14 protein-coding genes are annotated in these 17932 nt (G+C 65.5%); all 14 read left to right on the forward strand.

Annotated features, from left to right (window positions below; genetic code table 11):
• Positions 1-11 precede the first annotated feature (11 nt).
• The 14 genes from tssF (at position 12) to VF673_RS05650 (ending at position 17788) form a co-directional block, all read left to right on the forward strand.
• The gene (tssF, locus tag VF673_RS05585; RefSeq protein WP_440291207.1) at positions 12-1805 is read left to right on the forward strand and encodes a type VI secretion system baseplate subunit TssF; all 1794 of its coding nucleotides are present in this window, start codon (positions 12-14) and stop codon (positions 1803-1805) included.
• Positions 1769-2779, forward strand: a complete 1011-nt coding sequence (tssG, locus tag VF673_RS05590; RefSeq protein ID WP_440291208.1) for a type VI secretion system baseplate subunit TssG — start codon at positions 1769-1771, stop codon at positions 2777-2779. Before tssF ends, tssG begins: the two co-directional genes overlap by 37 nt.
• Positions 2780-2782: 3 nt before the next feature.
• Entirely contained in the window at positions 2783-5389 is a 2607-nt protein-coding gene (gene tssH / locus VF673_RS05595; protein WP_440291209.1) for a type VI secretion system ATPase TssH, read from the forward strand.
• A gap of 10 nt (positions 5390-5399) precedes the next feature.
• Entirely contained in the window at positions 5400-6944 is a 1545-nt protein-coding gene (locus VF673_RS05600; protein WP_440291386.1) for a sigma-54 interaction domain-containing protein, read from the forward strand.
• A complete protein-coding gene (locus VF673_RS05605; protein ID WP_440291210.1) occupies positions 6925-7263 on the forward strand; it encodes a hypothetical protein in 339 nt (112 codons plus the stop codon). The genes VF673_RS05600 and VF673_RS05605 overlap by 20 nt, the downstream gene beginning before the upstream one ends.
• Positions 7264-7269: 6 nt before the next feature.
• Entirely contained in the window at positions 7270-7392 is a 123-nt protein-coding gene (locus VF673_RS05610) for a hypothetical protein (RefSeq protein WP_268875177.1), read from the forward strand.
• 20 nt (positions 7393-7412) lie between these two features.
• The gene (gene tagH / locus VF673_RS05615) at positions 7413-8603 is read left to right on the forward strand and encodes a type VI secretion system-associated FHA domain protein TagH (RefSeq protein ID WP_440291211.1); all 1191 of its coding nucleotides are present in this window, start codon (positions 7413-7415) and stop codon (positions 8601-8603) included.
• A gap of 5 nt (positions 8604-8608) precedes the next feature.
• Positions 8609-9082, forward strand: coding sequence for a type VI secretion system lipoprotein TssJ (tssJ, locus tag VF673_RS05620; protein WP_440291212.1), 474 nt, complete (start codon positions 8609-8611; stop codon positions 9080-9082).
• 3 nt (positions 9083-9085) lie between these two features.
• Positions 9086-10417 (forward strand): type VI secretion system baseplate subunit TssK, encoded by a 1332-nt coding sequence (gene tssK / locus VF673_RS05625; protein ID WP_440291213.1) that lies wholly within the window; start codon positions 9086-9088, stop codon positions 10415-10417.
• Positions 10418-10422: 5 nt separating this feature from the next.
• Complete coding sequence (icmH, locus tag VF673_RS05630) at positions 10423-11310, forward strand: type IVB secretion system protein IcmH/DotU (RefSeq protein WP_440291214.1); 888 nt, start codon at positions 10423-10425, stop codon at positions 11308-11310.
• Positions 11307-14732, forward strand: coding sequence for a type VI secretion system membrane subunit TssM (tssM, locus tag VF673_RS05635; protein ID WP_440291215.1), 3426 nt, complete (start codon positions 11307-11309; stop codon positions 14730-14732). Before icmH ends, tssM begins: the two co-directional genes overlap by 4 nt.
• A complete protein-coding gene (locus VF673_RS05640; RefSeq protein ID WP_440291216.1) occupies positions 14732-15460 on the forward strand; it encodes a PP2C family protein-serine/threonine phosphatase in 729 nt (242 codons plus the stop codon). The genes tssM and VF673_RS05640 overlap by 1 nt, the downstream gene beginning before the upstream one ends.
• 19 nt (positions 15461-15479) lie before the next feature.
• Positions 15480-16424, forward strand: a complete 945-nt coding sequence (locus VF673_RS05645) for a serine/threonine-protein kinase (protein ID WP_440291217.1) — start codon at positions 15480-15482, stop codon at positions 16422-16424.
• 179 nt (positions 16425-16603) lie between these two features.
• The gene (locus tag VF673_RS05650) at positions 16604-17788 is read left to right on the forward strand and encodes a DesA family fatty acid desaturase (protein ID WP_440291218.1); all 1185 of its coding nucleotides are present in this window, start codon (positions 16604-16606) and stop codon (positions 17786-17788) included.
• Positions 17789-17932: the final 144 nt, after the last annotated feature.

Here is a 17932-nt window from a genome sequence, read left to right on the forward strand (position 1 = left end):
GGTCGCCAGTCATGTCCTTCAACCACTATTACCAGAGCGAACTGAGCGCCCTGCGTCAGGCAGGCAAGCGTTTTGCCGAGCGCAACCCGGCGCTGGCGCCCTTCCTCGGTCAGAGCGGCAGGGACCCGGACGTGGAGCGTCTGCTGGAGGGCTTTGCCTTTCTGACCGGCCGCCTGCGGCAGAAGCTGGATGATGAACTGCCGGAGCTGACCCATTCGCTCATGCACCTGCTGTGGCCGAATTACATGCGCCCGCTGCCTGCCTTCAGCATGCTGCAGTTCGACCCGCTGAGGCGCGCCGGCCCGGCGGTGACGGTCCCCCGTCACACCCCCGTGGAGTCCCGACCGATACAGGGCATCTCCTGCCGATTCCGCACCACCAGCGAGGTGGAGATCCTGCCCCTGCAGCTGAACCGGCTGGATTACTCGGTCAAGGGTGAAGGCGCGCTGCTCAGCCTGCGCATGGCCATGGTCTGCGAAGGCTGTCTGGGTGATCTGGGCCTGCAGCGCCTGCGCCTGCATCTGGCCGGCGAGCGCTACGTCAGCCAGATGCTCTACCTGTATCTGCTGCAACAGCTGGACAGGATAGAGCTGGTCCCGCTGGATGCCGAAGGCCGAGCCCTGGCACTGCCGGAGGGCCCCGGCCGACCACGCGCACTGCAGATCGGCGCCGACCAGGTGCAGGCCGGTGGCTTCGACCCGCAACAGGGGCTGGTCCCCTATCCGGTCAATACCTTCACCGGTTATCGCTGCCTGCAGGAATACTACGCCTTCGAGGAAAAATTCCTCTTTGTCGACGTCACCGGGCTGGACTGTCTCACCCGGCTCGATCCGGCACTGCTCCAGCAGGCCTGCGGTCTGGAGCTGCGCTGCCACATCCGCAAGACCGGCAGCCAGCGTATCAGTCCGACCCTGGACAACGTGCGTCTGTACTGCACGCCGGTGGCGAACCTGTTCAGTCACGATGCCGTCCCCATCCGCCTTGATGGCCGACAGGACCACTACCTGCTGCGCCCGGCGGAATATCCGCAGCACCAGTGCGCGGTCTACTCGGTGGACCGGATCACCGGCTGGAAGCCCGGCGGCATGGGGCATACCGAGTACGTCGCCTTCGAATCCTTCGAGCACGACAACCGCACCGAGGGAGCTGTGTCGGCGCCCCACTACAGCCTCCGTCAGTATCCGTCCCTGCACGGCGAGGGGCTGGAGACCTTCCTCAGCTTCGGCGGCGGCAGCGAGGATCTCCACGAGACCCTGTCCATCGAGCTGACCTGCACCAATCACCAGCTGCCCAGCCAGCTGGGTATCGGCGACATCTGCTGCCTCAGCGAGGACACCCCGGACTTTCTCGGTTTCCGCAACATCAGTCCGGTCACCCCCAGCTACGCACCGCCCCTGGACAGCGATTTCCTGTGGAAGCTGATCAGCAACATGTCGCTCAACTACCTGTCGCTGACCAATGTCGATGCACTCAAGGCGATGCTGCGCAACTACGACTTCCCGCGCTATCACGATCAGCACGCGGCGCGCATCGGGCAGCACCGGCTCGATGGCCTGAAACATATCCGGCACCAGCATGTCGACCGCCTCAAACAGGGGCTGCCGGTGCGCGGCATACGCACCGAGCTGGAGATGGACGCCGAGCACTATCTGAGCGAGGGCGAACTCTTCCTGTTCGCCAGCGTGCTCAACGAATTCTTTGCGCTGTACGCCAACCTCAACTCCTTCCACGAGTTGCGGGTCACAACCACCCAGGGAGAGCGGTACCAATGGACGCCACGCATGGGGTTGCAGCCCCTGCTCTGAGCAGTCTGGGCCGCACCATTCGAGAATACAGCCTGTTTCAGGGCATCAGCCAGGTAATGCACCGCCTGCGCCAGGCCCACCCCGGCCTGAGCGAGGAGGCGCTGTACGAGCACCTGGAATTCCGGGCCAATCCGAGCATGGGGTTTCCCGGCACCGATATCGAGCAGGTGGAGTTCGTGCATGAGCATGGGGAGCTGCGGGCGCGCCTGTGTATCAATCTGATCGGCCTGTTCGGCTCCGCCTCTCCACTGCCGACCTTCTACAGTGAACAGGCCCTGGGCGATGCTCCGGGGGACATCACCACCCGGGACTTTCTCGACCTGTTCAACAATCGGCTGCAACGGCTGCTGCTGCCGATATGGCGCAAGTATCGCTACCAGAGCCGCTACCGTCCCGGCGCCGGCGACGCCGTTTCGGCGCACATGTTTGCCCTGGTCGGGCTGGGTCAGGCGCCGCTGCGCGAGGCCGGCGACCTGCAGTGGAATCGTCTGCTGCCCTACCTGGGCCTGATCAGCATGCGCGTGCAGTCCGCGGCACTGCTGGAATCCACCCTGCGCTACTACTTCCAGCACCCGGGCATGGACATCGAGGAATGCGTCGAACGCCGGGTGGAGATCGACGTGGAACAGCAGAACCGGTTGGGCCGGGCCAACAGTCAGCTGGGCAGCTCGCTGGTACTGGGGGACCGCATCCGCGACCGCAGCGGCAAATTCCGCATCCATATCCGCGATCTGGACTGGGAAGGTTTCCATGACTTCCTGCCTGGCGGCAAGGGCTATGCGGCACTGCTGACCCTGGTGCGCTTCTGTCTGCGCACACCCCTGGCCCATGACCTGCGGCTGCAGCTGCGCCGGGACGCCATTCACCCGCTTTTTCTGGCCGGGAACAACCTCTGCCGGCTGGGCTGGACCAGCTGGCTGGGCGAATCCGACTACCCCCCGGAAGTCACACTGGCCTCAGGAATCAAGGACTGACAGATGATCAACGTGGATATTCAGAAACTGGTACAGGCGCTCGATGCGCCCAGCCGCCGCGACCTGGAAGGCGCCGCCCAGAGCTGCGTGCACCGGGGTGCCGGCAAGGTCCTGCCGGAGGATCTGCTGCTGGCGATGCTGGAGCGCCCGGACAGCCTGCTGCTGAAGGCTCTGGAGGACGCGGAGCAGGATATCGACCGCTTGCGCAGCGCCCTGCAGCCCCGCGGCGAGGGCGACTGCGGCCGCAGCCCGAGCTTCGCGCTGGAGCTGGTGCAGTGGCTGCAGGACGCGCTGCTGGTGGCCACCCTGGAACTGGGCCGCAGTCAGGTGGACCAGGCGGCACTGCTGCTCGGCCTGCTGCGCAATCCGGTGCGCTATGCCGGCACCCGCTACCAGCCGGCCCTCGACAGCATCCGCAGCGACAGGCTCCTTGACCATGCTCTGGCCATGCAGGAATCGCCGGCCAGCGCTCCGGCCGCCGTTGGAGACAGCGCCCTGGCCCGCTTCACCCACAACCTCACAGCCCAGGCCCGGGACGGCCGTCTGGACCCGGTTCTGTGCCGCGATCAGGTCCTGCGCCAGATGATCGATATCCTCGCCAGGCGACGCAAGAACAACCCCATCGTCATCGGTGATGCGGGTGTGGGCAAGACCGCCGTGGTCGAGGGGCTGGCCCTGCGCATTGTTGCCGGGGAGGTACCCGAGGCCCTGCGCGATGTCGACCTGCTGGCCCTGGACATGGGCCTGCTGCAGGCGGGCGCCAGCATCAAGGGTGAGTTCGAGCGTCGCCTGCAGGCGGTGATCGACGAGGTTCGCAGCGCCGCCCGCCCGGCGATCCTGTTCATCGATGAAGCCCACACCCTGATCGGGGCTGGCGGCCAGCAGGGCACCTCGGACGCCGCCAACCTGCTCAAGCCGGCACTGGCACGGGGCGAGCTGCGCACCATCGCCGCCACCACATGGAGCGAATACAAGAAGCACTTCGAGAAGGATCCGGCCCTGACCCGACGCTTCCAGCCGGTGCAGGTGCTGGAGCCGACCACCGATGAAGCCGTCACCATACTGCGCGGGCTGGCCCCCCTCTACGAAGCCGGTCACGGGGTCTACCTGCGTGATGATGCGGTGATTGCCGCTGCGCAGCTGTCCGCCCGCTACCTGGCCGGACGGCAGCTGCCGGACAAGGCAGTGGATGTGCTGGACACGGCCTGCGCCCGGGTACGCATCGGGCTCGCCTCACCGCCGGAGGCCATCACCGACCTGCGCACCCGAATCGCCGAGCAGGAACGTCAGCTCCAGGCCCGGCAGCGCGATCAGCAGGCCGGACTGGCGGTGGCCAGCAGCGAGCTCGACCATCTGCAGCAGGAGATTGACCGGAACCGCCACACCTTGCAGGAGCTGGAGACCGACTGGCAGCAACAACGGGAACTGGCGGATCGCCTGTTGCAGCTGCGCCGCCGCTGCACCGCGCGGCGCCAGTCCGACGCGCCGGCCGATAGCCCAACGGATCAGCCGCAGGCACCGTCGCTGGAGCAGCTGACCGCCGAGCTGGAGCAGCTGCAGGGCCAACTGCAGAGCATCCCCGTCGAGCGGCGGCTGGTGAGCTACGAGGTATCCCCGCGCCTGGTGGCCGAGGTCATCAGCCACTGGACCGGAGTACCGCTCAGCCAGCTGGCCCGGGAACACAGCGCACGGGTTACCGGCTTCGCCGACGATCTGCGCCAGCGCATCCGCGGCCAGGAGCAGGCGGTGGTGGCGCTGGACCGCGCCATGCGCGCCGCGGCGGCGGGGCTGAACAATCCGGATGCGCCGGCCGGGGTATTCCTGCTGGTGGGTCCCAGCGGGGTCGGCAAGACCGAGACCGCGCTGGCGCTGGCCGATCTGCTGTATGGCGGCGAGCGTTTTCTCACCACCATCAACATGTCCGAATTCCAGGAAAAGCACAGCGTATCGCGGCTGCTCGGCGCGCCGCCCGGCTATGTCGGCTATGGCGAAGGCGGCATGCTCACCGAAGCAGTGCGCCAGAGGCCCTACTCGGTCATCCTGCTGGACGAGATCGAGAAGGCCGACCCCGAGGTGCTCAACGTCTTCTATCAGGTCTTCGACAAGGGCGTAGCCAATGACGGTGAAGGTCGAGAGATCAACTTCCGCAATACCCTGATCCTGATGACCTCGAATCTGGCCAGCGAACAGATCATGCAGCTCTGTGCCGGGGGCCAGCGGCCGGATGCCGCGCAACTGGAACAGAGCATACGCCCCACCCTGAGCCGCCACTTCAAGCCGGCGCTGCTGGCCCGCATGCGCGTGGTGCCCTACTACCCGGTCGACGATCAGGTGCTGCGGGAGCTCATCGCACTCAAGCTGGAGCGCTTCGGCGAGCGCCTGCAACGCCGCCAGCTGGGCTTCAGCCACAGCCCGGCGCTGGTCGAGCATTTCGCCGGTCGCTGCCAGCAGGGCGACAGCGGCGCGAGGCTGATCGACTACCTGATCGACCAGCAGCTACAACCGCGAATCGTCGATCAGGTGCTGGACAGCATGGCCACCGGCGCCAGCCTGAACCACGTTCACGCCACCCTGGATGCCGAAGGAGCGCTGGTCTGTGAGTTCGCTTGAATTGCCACCGCTGTTCGACCAGCTGAGCCGACCGCTGGATTACGCCGAGCAGCTGCTGGTCCGCTTCGCCGCTCTGGCCAGCAACCGTGACAGCCGGGAACTGCAGCAGGGCCTGGCCGAGGCGGCGGGTGCGCTGTCCGGCAGCGCCCTGAGTCAGCTCTATCTGCTGGACGTGACCCATACCCAGCTGAACCTGGCTGCGCAGTGGCAGGATGGACGTCCCTGCTCCCGGGACGGCGGCACCCTGTCCAGCGACTACCGTGACCAGCAGCTGCTGCAGTATTGCCTGACGCAGAACCGGCCACTGCATATCGACGATCTGCATGGCAGCCTGTATCAGACGGATTTCCTGCCCGCCGATGCTGGACAGTGGCGCTGCCTGACCTGCCTGCCGCTGCAGGACGGCGAACAGCATGTCAGCGGACTGCTGTTGCTGGCCGGACGCGCAGGTCAGGCCTTCCAGGCCTATGAGGAATCCCTGCAGTTACTGGGTAACTTCACCCTGCAGCAACTGCAGCTGTTGCAGCACAATCAGCCGGCGTCACCCCCACTCCCGGCAGTGACGCCTTCAACGGCTCTGGCCCGCAGCTACGGCCTGATCGGTGAAAGCACCGCCATGCAGCGGGTCTACCAGCTCATCGGCAAGGTGCTGCACAACCCGGTCACAGTGCTGATAACAGGGGAAACCGGCACCGGCAAGGAGCTGGTGGCACGGGCGATTCACGATTACGGCTCCCGCCGCAGCGAGAACTTCGTGGTGCAGAACTGTGCGGCCCTGCCCGAACACCTGCTGGAAAGCGAGCTGTTCGGCTATCGCCGGGGTGCCTTCACCGGGGCCGATCGGGACTACGCCGGGCTCATCGCCAGCGCCGATGGCGGCACCCTCTTCCTGGATGAAATCGGCGACATGCCCCTGTCGCTGCAGGCCAAGCTGCTGCGCTTTCTGCAGGAAAGCGAAGTGCGCCCGCTCGGCAGCAACGAAACCCGCCGGGTGGATGTGCGCATCATCACCGCCACCCATCAGGATCTGCAAAGCATGGTCAGCAAGGGGTTGTTCCGCGAGGACCTCTACTACCGGCTGACCCCCTTCCCCATCCTGCTGCCGCCCTTGCGGGAGCGGGGTGAGGATATCGCGCTGCTGGCCCTGCGCTTTGCCGACGAGGCCTGCCGCTTCCTGCACCGCAGCCCCTGCCGCTGGGGCGAAGGCACCCTGCAGCAGCTGAGCAGCTACAGCTTCCCGGGCAACGTCCGCGAGCTGAAGGGGATGATCGCCAGAGCCCTGCTGCTGTGCGAGGACAACCTGCTGCTGCCCGAGCATTTCAACCTGCCCGCCGACAGCGGGCCGGCCACAGGCATGAACCTGCGCGACCGACTGGAGCGGGTCGAACGCAACCTGCTGCTCGATTGCCTGCAGCGCAATCAGGGCAACCAGACCAGCGCCGCGCAGGAACTGGGGCTGCCCAGACGCACCCTGCTGTACCGCATGCAACGACTGAACATCAGCCCCGCCAACCTGAGAACCAGGGAGAGACACCATGCTCAACCTGGCCAATGAAGCCCACTTCACCCTGGACCTGTCCGGCCTCAAGCACGACTTCCGGGTGCTTTCCTTCCGCGCTCACGAAGCCATCAGCCAGTGCTACCGCATCGAACTGCAGCTGGTCAGCGACCTGCCGGTATTTCCGCGGCTGGCGCCCACCGGCTTTGATCAGGGCAACGGCATGGTCGCCGATGAGCCGGTGATCAAGCGCTTCGGCGTCCAATACATGAAGAACAGGCCAGAGCGGCCGGCATACGGATCGAGCACAGCTATCACGACCCATACATACATGTGCTTGCAAAGCAGAACGACAACTGAAATCCCCGCAAGGTAAAGCGCCATGAACTGGAAACTCTACTCCGCACTCACCCTTTCGTTACTGCTGGTGCTCAGCGCTGGCTGCAGCAGCAACAAGAAGGACTACCGCCCGCTCGGCGAGCCCACGGCCGGTCGCGGCCTCTGATCGACAGGAGCAAAACAGGCATGGAACTGGTTTTTGACATGGTCAGCGCACCGCAACCGCTGGATGGAAGCGCGGCGAGCAAGACCTTCAGGCTGGCAGGAGGCATCATCGGACGTGCCGAGGGGTGCGACTGGGTGCTGCCGGATCGCAACCGGGTGGTATCAGGCAAGCATGCAATGGTGACCTTCGACAATGGCGCCTTCTATCTGACCGATACCAGCAGCAACGGCATCCACCTCAAGGACAGCGGCATGCCCATGGTCAAGGGCGAGCCGGTACGCATCGAGCATGGCCAGGTGTTCTGTCTGGGCGACTACCAGATCCGCGCGCGGCTGCGGCAGGACCCCAGCGAGTTCGACTCCGCCCTGCCACACAGCCAGTCCACTGGCAACATCATTCCCGACGATGCCTTCCTCGATCTGGACCCGTTGAATGCCCTGGATCAGCAGGAAGAGCGCCAGTACCGGGACGAGCTGTCCTGGGGGCTGCCCGCTGAATCCGCCGAGCAACCCCACGATTACGCTCGTATCGATATGGAGCGACTGCCGGTCCCCGAGCTGGTTCCGCCCCCGGCCGCGCCGGTCGAGCCGCCCGTGTCCACCGTCGAACCGGCGCTCGCCGATACCTTCTGGGCCAGATACTCCCAGGCCCTGGGTGTCAGCCTGGATGGACTGCCGGATGACCAGCGCGAGGCCCTGGCCATCGCCGCAGCCACCCTGCTCAGGCAATGTGTCAGCCATCTGCAGCAGAGCCTGAAGACCCGCAGCGAGCTGAAGAGCGAGCTGCGTCTGGCCCAGACCACGGTTCAGACTGCCGGCAACAATCCGCTCAAGCACGCTGCGGACAGCAGTGAGGCCCTGACCCTGATGCTGCGCGGCGGGGAGCCTGGGCAACTGTCCGCCACCCAGGCGGTAGCCCGTGGCTATCGTGACCTGCAGGCCCATCAGGTGGCCCTCAGTGCCGCCAGTCGAGCAGCGCTGCGGGGCATGCTGGAACATTTCTCACCGGAACAGCTGAACCTGCGTTTCGAACGCGAAGGCAAGGGCCTGCTCAACACCAACGGCGCCCGCTGGAAGGCCTACACCCGCTTCCATCAGGCGATCCAGGCCGAGGAGGACTGGAGCAAGCGCCTGTTCGCCCGCGACTTTGCCAATGCCTACGAAGAACAGATCCGCCTGATCGCCACCCTCAACATGGATACCCAAGGATGACTGCCATGCTGCGTATCGCCCTGACCGCTCTGGTACTTGTGACACTGGCCGGCTGTGCCCTGAAACAGAATCCGCCTGCCACGCGGATCGACCTGCACCTGACCGGCAGCGACCGGCTCAACCCGGATCTGCATGGGCGTCCCTCGCCCATAGTGCTGCGCCTGTATGAACTGAAGAACCCGGTGACCTTCGAGCATGCCGAGTTCTTTTCCCTGTATCAGCAGCCCCAGGAAACCCTGGCGCTGGACCTGATCGCCCACGAGGAGCTGGAGCTGCGGCCCGGCCAGAGCCAGGAGCTGAATCTGCTGACCACCGCTGAAGGCACCTATCTCGGCGTACTGGCCGCCTATCGCAATCTGCCGGCGACACGCTGGCAACAGGTGATTCCCCTGCGCGTCGGCCAGCTCAATCAGTTGCATCTGCAGCTCGATGAGCTGGGCATCAGCGACAACGACCATGCCCGCGCCCCGAGGAACTGATGCATGATGATCAGCAGAGTTGTCTGGCATGAGGGGATGCTGCTGCGGCCCCAGCATTTCCAGCAGAACGACAGGTACTACGATCACCAGCTGAAGGCGCGGACCCAGCTGCTGCACAGCTGCGCCCATGGCTTCTTCAATCTCGAGATCGACCATCAGTTCCTGGCCATGGGCAAGCTGGTTCTGAGCCAGGCCAGCGGCATCCTGCCCGATGGCAGCCTGTTCGAACTGGGATCAGGACACAGCCCGCTGTCGCTGGATGTGCCGCCCAACACCAGCAACTGCGCGGTATGGCTGGCCCTGCCGCTGGTAACCGGCAACCACGTCGAGGCCCGACGACCCCAGCAGCAGGATGTGCTGGCCCGCTACACGGTGCATGACCGGGACGTCAGTGACTCCAATGCCGGGGATGATGGCAGCGCCGTGGTCAGCTGCGCCCAGCCGGACTTCCGTCTGCTGCTGGGCGAGCAGCCTGATGCCCAGGCTTACGTGCGCCTGCAACTGTGCCAGATACTGGATACCACACCGGATGGGGTGGTGAGTCTGGATACCGAGTTCGTGCCGAGCTTCCTGCACGTCCAGGCCAGCCACTTCCTGCAGTCCTGCCTGAAGGAAGTGATCAGCATGCTCAGCCACCGCGGCGACATCCTCGCCGAGCGGATCCGCGCGGCGGGCCGGGTGAGCGGCGCGGAATTCGGCGACTTCGCCATGCTGCAGCTGATCAACCGGCACGAGCCGCTGCTGCGCCATTACATGGGCCAGGAGCACCTGCATCCGGAACAGTTGTACCGGGAGCTGCTGGGGCTCTTCGGCGAGCTGTCGACCTTCGCCGGCGATGCCCGCCGGCCACGTCTGGACAGCCGCTATCAGCACAGCGATCAGCGCAGCAGTTTCCGCCGTCTGATGGAGGCGCTGCGCCAGTCGCTTTCCATGGTGCTGGAACAGCACGCCGTGGAACTGGCCCTGCAGCAGCGCCAGTACGGCATTCAGGTGTCGCCGCTGCACGACCACAAGTTGCTGGACACCGCCTCCTTCGTATTGGCTGCCAGCGCCCAGTGCGATTCCGAAGAACTGCGCCAGCGCCTGCCGGCGCATCTGAAGGTCGGCCCGGTCGAACGGATCCGCCAGCTGGTCAATCTGCATCTGCCTGGCATCAAGGTCAGACCGCTGCCGGTGGCGCCCCGGCAGATCCCCTTCCATTCCGGCAAGACCTACTTCGCCCTCGAGCTCAATTCCGAAGAGATGGCGCAGCTCGAGCGCTCCGGGGGTTTCGCCTTCCACGTTTCCGGCGACTTCCCCGGACTTGAACTCACATTCTGGGCCATCAGGAACTGAACCCCATGATCAAGGATATGGACTACAGCCAGGACGACCGCACGGTCATTCTCAATCGCAGCGGCGAGCTGCCGGCACGTACACCGCTGACCGATTTCGCCGCCGCGCCGAAGATGGAAAGGATAGAGCAGCGCATGGTGTACGCCGCTCGCCGGCACGATGCAGGCAATTTCAATCCCAGCCTGAACCCGCTGATCTCCCTCGCCGCCACCCTGCTGTCCGAGGTGGTGCGGCTGAAGAACACCTACCAGGCCGAGGATCTGCACAGCCTCAAGGAGCGCCTGAGTTCCGAGATCCGCCTGTTCGAGCACCAGGCGCTGCAGGACAGCGGCGACAGCAGCGAGGTAATGGCCGCCCGCTACGTGCTCTGCACGGCCATCGACGAGGCCGTGGCCACCACTCCCTGGGGCAACGAAAGCGCCTGGTCGCAGATGAGCCTGCTGAGCAGCTTCCACAATGAAACCTTCGGTGGCGAGAAATTCTTCCAGCTGCTCGAGCGGCTGTCGCGCAACCCGGTCAAGCATCTGCACCTGCTGGAGCTGATGTACCTGTGCCTGTCCCTGGGCTTCGAGGGCAAGTACCGCGTCATGCCCCGGGGAACGCTGGAGCTGGAGGTCATCCGCGACAGCCTGTATCGGCAGATCCGCCAGCTGCGCGGGGATGTACCCAGCGAGATCTCGCCCCACTGGCAGGGCCTGCAGGGCGAGCGCGGCCAGTTCGTGCGGGCTGCGCCCTGGTGGGCGGTCACCCTGTTCACCCTGCTGTGCCTGGGGGTGATCTATGGCGGTTTCAGCTGGGTGCTCAGGGAGCAGCGCCAGCACGTTCTTCAGGAATTCATACAGGGCAGTCCGGCCTCGCTGGCCGACACCACCTTCAGGGATGATCTGCAATGAATGCCAAATCCATACTCTTCAAAGCACTGCGCATGGTCCGCCAGGGCTGGGCCTGGAGCCTGATCCTGGTGCTGGGCCTGGCGGTGATTGTCTGGACCCTGGGCCCGACCCTGGCCATCAATGATCACAGGCCCTGGGGCAGTGCCGGCGCCCGCTGGCTGACCATCAGTGCGTTGCTGCTGGGCTGGGGTCTGAGTCTGGTGTTCGCCAACTGGAAGAAGCAGCGCCGACAGAAGACCGAGGAAAGCGACAGCGAAGCCCAGGAGCGCCTGCGCCGGGAGAACCTGATCGTCGAGGAACAGCTCGAGCTGCACAGCCGCTACAAGCAGGCCCTGCGTACCCTCAGCCGTTCCAGCCTGTACAAGGGGCGCAGTGAACGCTGGCGGCGGGAGCTGCCCTGGTACCTGCTGCTCGGCCCCGAGGGCAGCGGCAAGACCAGCCTGCTGGAGTTCTCCGGGCTGGATTTCCCGCTCAATACCCGTGATCGGCAGGGTGTCACCAACGAGGTCGCCAGCACCCGTTATGCCGACTGGTACTTCGCCGAACATGCGGTACTGATCGACAGCAGCGGACGCTATCTCAGCCAACCCGATCCCCAGGTTGACAGCCTCGGCTGGAATACCCTGCTGGGGCTGCTGCGCAACCGCAGACAGCGTTCGCTCAATGGCGTGCTGATCAACCTGCCGGTCGATCTGCTGCTGGGCGAGAACCAGCAGGCGCTGGAAAACCAGGCGCGGCAGATTCGCCAGCGGCTGCTGGAAATCAACCGCCGGCTCGGCATGGAGGTGCCGGTCTATCTGGTTCTGAGCAAGGCCGACCTGCTGCTCGGCTTCGACGAGCACTTCGACAACCTGTCCAGCGACGAGAATGATCAGGTACTGGGCGTGAGCTTCCGCAAGGACCAGGATGGCACCGACCTGGAGGTCGTGCGCCAGCAATTCCAGGACCTGCTGCAGCGTCTCAACAGCCAGGTGATCATGCGCCTGCATCAGGAGCGGGACATCGGCCGCCGCGGACGCATCCTCGATTTTCCGCATCAGCTGGGCCGCCTGGGCGAACCCCTGAGCCTGCTGATCGAGCTGGCCTTCGCCGGCAACCGCTACCAGAGCGCCGCCCAGCTGCGCGGCTTCTACCTGACCAGCGCGCCGAGCGTGCGCGGCGGTCTCGATCCGCTCACCGCCAGCATCGGCCGTAACCTGGGCCAGGGCAGCGCGGCGGTACCCGCCGCCCGCAGCGGCCGCCCGCGCTTCATCCGCCACCTGCTCAGCCGGGTGATCTTCCCCGAGGCGGATCTCGCCGGGCTGGATGAGCGCGAGGTCAAACGCATCCACTGGCGCCAGCGCCTGATGTTCGGAACCGCCGCAGCCTGCCTGATTGTCGCCGGCCTGGCCTGGGCCAACAGCTTCTCGGCCAACCACCAACGACTCGAGCAACTGCGCAGCATCGCCCAGCAGCTCAAGCAGGATCAGCAGCGCCTGCAGACCCGGAAGCATACCGAGGGCATGCTGCGGGTTCTGGACAGCAGCCACGCCGCCAGCCTGGTCTACACCAGCCGCGCCGATGCCCGCTGGCGCGAGCGGGCCGGGCTCTATCAGGGCGAAGCGGTTAATCCGACTCTGCACCGCGCCTACCGCGACCAGCTGGAGAAGCTGCTGCTGAAGAATGTAGCGCTGCGCCTGGAATCCCGGATCGAGGCCAGCCTGCATGACCGTGAACAGCTGTTCAACAACCTGCGCGCCTACCTGATGCTCGGCATGTCTGAGCGCCGTGATCGCCAGTGGCTGCAGGAATGGATGGCCGAGGACTGGTCCCAGCGCTTCGCCGGCGACACCTCCATGCAGGCCAGCCTGAACGGGCACTTCGGTCGCCTGCTGGAACAACCGTTCCGTCCCTACGCACTGGATACCCGCCTGATCAGTGATGCCCGCCGCGAACTGCGCCGCGAGTCGCTGGCCAGCGTGCTGTACCGCACCCTGGTGGAGCAGTCCGGCAGCCTGCCGGAGTACCGCCTGATCAATCACCTGGGGCCCCGCGGTGCCCTTCTGACCAGCAACCAGAACACCCTGCCCGGTTTCTACACCCGCAGCGGCTACCAGCAGATGTTCCTCGCCCGCGGCAATGATCTGGTGCAGGACATGCTGCGCGACAACTGGGTTCTCGGTGGCGATGACGAGCTGAGCAGCCAGGACCGCAACCGGCTGATGCTGGAGATGGAACAGCTGTACTTCGAGGATTACGCCCATCACTGGGGCGAGCTGCTCGGCCGCATCGCTCTGGACCCGCTGCCCGACGCCCAGCAGGCGGCCCAGAACATGAGCATACTGGCTGCCGCCAACTCGCCCCTGGTCAAGCTGCTGGAGCAGGTGCGCAACAACACCCTGCTGACCGACGACACCGCCACCCCCAACCGCGCCATGCGCAGCATGGAGCGCCGCTTCGAGCCGCTGCACCAACTGCTGGATCAGGACGCCAGCCCCGGGCCAGAGCTGCTCCAGGCACTCCAGGCGCTGGACGCCATGCACCTGCAGTTCAGTGGTCTGGCCCAGGCCAGTGCACCGGGTCAGGCGGCCTTCGATATGGCACGCAGCCGTATCGGTGGCCAGGCTGACGCCATCACCCAGCTGCGCACCGCCGCCGCCCGCCTGCCGCTGCCAGCGAACAAGTGGCTCACCGAACTGGCCGGTGACAGCTGGATGCTGGTGCTCGATGAGGCCTACAAGCATCTGAACCAGCGCTACCGCAGTGAACTGCTGGCCAGCTGGCGCAACTCCGTCGGTCAGCGCTATCCCTTCAGCCGTGACAGCGAGAGCGAGGTAACCCTCAGCGACTTCCGCGAGTTCTTCCGCAGCCGCGGTACCGCCGAGCAGTTCTTCGAGCAGTATCTGCAGCCCTTCGTCAGCAGCAGCGCCCGGGGCTACCAGATCCGCCAGGTGGACGGCCGGGGTCTGCCGATATCCCGGGAGCTGCTGGCACAGATGGGCCGGGCCGAACGGATCCGGCGCAGCTTCTTCGCCGAGAATCCCAGCGAGCCCCAGGTGCAGTTCCGCCTGGAGCCCTTCTTCCTCGACTCCAACCTGGGGCGGGCCAGTCTGCGCCTCGGCTATCAGAACATGGAGTACCGTCACGGCCCGATAGTGCAGACCGCCTTCCGCTGGCCGGTGGACAACGAGGCCGGACGCGCCAGCCTGGTACTCGAGGATCTGGGTGGCAAGCGCATGTCGCTGGATCACAATCGCGGCGTCTGGTCACTGTTCCGGCTGCTCGACGAGCTCCAGGTCGACTACCACTCGGATCGCGACGTGCTGCTGCTCAAGGCGGACCTGGGCGGCATGCGTGCCCATTACCTGCTGCACAGTCAGCGCTCGCCGAACCCGTTCGATCTGAGCCTGCTGCGCGGCTTCAGCCTGCCGGCCCGGTTGTGATGGATCTGCTCAGCGCCTGGCACAGCCATGCCAGAACGGATCCCGGCAAGGTCCGCAGCCACAACGAGGACGCCTTTCTGGCCCTGCCGGAACGCGGGCTCTGGGTGGTAGCCGACGGCATGGGCGGGCATCAGAACGGCGCCCTGGCCAGCCGCCTGATAGTCGAACACCTGGCCGAGCTGCCCGGCGGCAGCGACCTGGATAGGCGCGTCCAGCAGGTGCGCCACACCCTGCACCTGCTCAACAGGCGTCTGAGCCGGGAGCTGACCCTGGTCAGTGGACAACCCGACCCTGTCATGGGCAGCACAGTGGTGGTACTGCTGGTGGAGGAGGACCGCGCCACCTGCATCTGGGCCGGCGACAGCCGCTGCTACCTGTGGCGCAGCGGCGGCCTCTACCAGATCACCCGGGACCATTCACTGCTGCAGCAGTTGATCGAAGAGCAGCACCTGACCCCGGAACAGGCCGCCAGTCACCCATCCGCTCATGCCCTGACCCGCGCTGTCGGCGCCAGCGAGGAGCTGGCGCTGGATGTGGTCGAGTTCAACGTCTACCCCGGCGATACCCTGCTGCTGTGCAGCGACGGCCTGTACCAGAGCCTGAGCGGCTCCGAACTGGGCAGCGCCCTCAATCGGCCCTCGCCCCAGCTGGCGCTGGAGCGTCTTTTCGAACAGGCCCTGGCCGGGCCCGCCCGGGACAACCTCAGTGCCGTGGTCATCCGCCGCTGACATGCAACAGGAGCACAACATGGAAACCCCCAGCGCAACCGCCATCACCCCTCCAGCCACCACACAAGGGAAGAAGGAGTTCGTTCCGCCCGGTCCGGTGCCGGAGGTGCTGAGCAAGCGCTATCGCATCGAACGCCTGCTGGGCGTGGGCGGCATGGGCGCGGTCTACCGGGCACGTGACCTGCTGCGCGAGCAGTTCGGTGACCCCGAACCCTGGGTGGCGGTAAAGGTGCTCAACGACACCTTCGCCGAGTACCCCGACGCCCATGCCCTGCTGTACAGCGAGTTCGCCCTGACCAGCCGCCTGCGCCACGCCCATGTGGTCCAGCTCTACGGATTTCATACCGATGCCCGTTGCCGGCGCGCCTATATCACCATGGAGCTGCTCAGGGGCCCCACCCTGGATGATCTGATCAGCGCCAATCCCGAGGGGCTGCCCTGGGAGCAGTATCGGGAAATCGCCGTGGCCCTGCTGCAGGCCCTGGCACATTCCCACGCCCGGGGTGTTCTGCATGGCGATCTGAAACCCAGTAACGTGATGATGGCCGAGGACGGTCTGCGGCTGTTCGACTTCGGCCTGGGACAATCCATCGGTGATAGACTGCCCGGTCTGCCGCGCCTGAGCCGGGCACGACTGGCGGCCTGGACCCCACGTTATGCGGCCCTGGAGCTGCTCGACGGCGAGCCCCTGTCAGCTGCCGCGGACGTCTACGCAGCAGCCTGCGTGCTCTACGAGCTGTGCAGTGGTCATCACCCCTTCAGCCGCCTGACTGCCCGCCAGGCCATCCGCATGGGTCAGGACAAGACCCTGACGCCGCCGCCCAGGCTTCCGCGCCATTGCTGGCCGGCACTGCGCCGCGCGCTAGCCTTCGAGCAGACCCAGCGGCCGGATATCCCTACACTGCTGGCGGCGTTCAGCCAGGCTGCTCCCTCCTTGCTGCAACGGGTGCTGCGCAGGCCCTGAACCCAGCGCAGTACGCGCAGCCCTCGGTGCCGCCATCGCCCTGCCACATCCGGTAGCAATTGACCGTCCCGCCAGACCTTCCATTCGTCCCCTGCGCATGTCAGCTTCTGCAAAGCTGGCCCATACTCGACAACAACAGGCCGATCAGCTCGGCACAGCTCCATCAGAGGTTCTGACGCATGTGGTACAACGGTTTTATTGATCCTTCCCCCTGGCAGCTGACTGCCATCATCCTGGTTCTGACCCATATCACCATCATCAGCGTAACCGTTTATCTGCACCGATATTCGGCCCACCGCTCGCTTGAGCTGCACCCTGTCCTGCAGCACTTCTTCCGTTTCTGGCTGTGGCTGACCACCAGCATGAATACCCGGGAATGGACCGCGATCCATCGCAAGCACCACGCCAAGTGCGAGACCCCGGAAGATCCCCACAGCCCGGTGCAGAAGGGCCTGAGCACCGTACTGCGCAAGGGCGCCGAGCTGTATATGGCCGAGGCGAAGAACCAGGACACCCTGCGGACCTACGGTAAGGGCTGCCCCGATGACTGGATCGAGCGCAACCTCTACGGCCGCTTCCGCAATACCGGCATAGTGCTGATGCTGCTGATTGACCTGGCCCTGTTCGGCGTACTCGGACTGACCGTCTGGGCGGTACAGATGATGTGGATTCCACTGTTCGCCGCCGGGGTGGTCAATGGCCTGGGACATGCCGTGGGCTACCGCAACTTCGAATGCAAGGACGCGGCCACCAACATCCTGCCCTGGGGTGTGCTGATCGGCGGCGAAGAGCTGCACAACAATCACCACACCTATCCCAACTCCGCCAAGCTGTCGGTGAAGAAGTGGGAGTTCGACATGGGCTGGATGTGGATCCGCCTGTTCAGCCTGCTGGGACTGGCCCGGGTGCGCCGCGTCGCCCCCGTGCCCCATCGCGTGGAAGGCAAGCAGACGCTGGATCTGGATACCGCCAGAGCCATCCTGAACAACCGGTTCCAGGTCATGGCTCAGTACCGCAAGCAGGTCATGCTGCCGCTGCTGCGGCAGGAACGCCAGCGCGTGGACGACTCCGTCCGCCATCTGTTCCGCCGCGCCCGACGCCTGCTGGGTCGCGAAGCCAGCCTGCTGCAGCCCCACCAGCAGAAACGCGTACAGTCACTGCTGGAGCACAATCAGACGCTGCGCATCATTCACGAGAAACACGCCGCACTGCAGCAGATCTGGAACCGCACCAGCAGCAACGGTCATGAGATGGTTCAGGCACTCAAGGACTGGTGTGCCCAGGCCGAGGCGACACGCATCCGGGTATTGCAGGACTTCGCAGCTCATCTGCGCACCTACAGCCTGCAGCCCGGGGCGGTCTGAGGCCGCTGCCGCTTCGCTGGCCTCCCCGGCCAGCTGAACTACACTGGCTCAGGCACGCTGCCGGCCCGCCAGGGTTGCCGCCGCCGACAGGCAGGGGCAACCCCGCCTGACCGGCGGCCCGTCTTTCCCTGGTACAGGAAACCG

Source organism: Halopseudomonas sp. Lyrl_26, from assembly GCF_051948695.1.
Taxonomy (GTDB): Bacteria; Pseudomonadota; Gammaproteobacteria; order Pseudomonadales; family Pseudomonadaceae; genus Halopseudomonas; species Halopseudomonas formosensis.

Bases quoted from the DNA above. Each gene is read 5' to 3' on its own strand.
- VF673_RS05640 (WP_440291216.1), top strand. From the start codon at position 14,732: ATGGATCTGCTCAGCGCCTGGCACAGCCATGCCAGAACGGATCCCGGC.
- VF673_RS05645 (WP_440291217.1), top strand. From the start codon at position 15,480: ATGGAAACCCCCAGCGCAACCGCCATCACCCCTCCAGCCACCACACAA.
- VF673_RS05610 (WP_268875177.1), top strand. From the start codon at position 7,270: ATGAACTGGAAACTCTACTCCGCACTCACCCTTTCGTTACTGCTGGTG.
- tssM (WP_440291215.1), top strand. From the start codon at position 11,307: ATGAATGCCAAATCCATACTCTTCAAAGCACTGCGCATGGTCCGCCAG.
- tagH (WP_440291211.1), top strand. From the start codon at position 7,413: ATGGAACTGGTTTTTGACATGGTCAGCGCACCGCAACCGCTGGATGGA.
- tssH (WP_440291209.1), top strand. From the start codon at position 2,783: ATGATCAACGTGGATATTCAGAAACTGGTACAGGCGCTCGATGCGCCC.
- tssF (WP_440291207.1), top strand. From the start codon at position 12: ATGTCCTTCAACCACTATTACCAGAGCGAACTGAGCGCCCTGCGTCAG.
- tssJ (WP_440291212.1), top strand. From the start codon at position 8,609: ATGCTGCGTATCGCCCTGACCGCTCTGGTACTTGTGACACTGGCCGGC.
- tssG (WP_440291208.1), top strand. From the start codon at position 1,769: ATGGACGCCACGCATGGGGTTGCAGCCCCTGCTCTGAGCAGTCTGGGC.
- icmH (WP_440291214.1), top strand. From the start codon at position 10,423: ATGATCAAGGATATGGACTACAGCCAGGACGACCGCACGGTCATTCTC.
- VF673_RS05605 (WP_440291210.1), top strand. From the start codon at position 6,925: ATGCTCAACCTGGCCAATGAAGCCCACTTCACCCTGGACCTGTCCGGC.
- tssK (WP_440291213.1), top strand. From the start codon at position 9,086: ATGATGATCAGCAGAGTTGTCTGGCATGAGGGGATGCTGCTGCGGCCC.
- VF673_RS05650 (WP_440291218.1), top strand. From the start codon at position 16,604: ATGTGGTACAACGGTTTTATTGATCCTTCCCCCTGGCAGCTGACTGCC.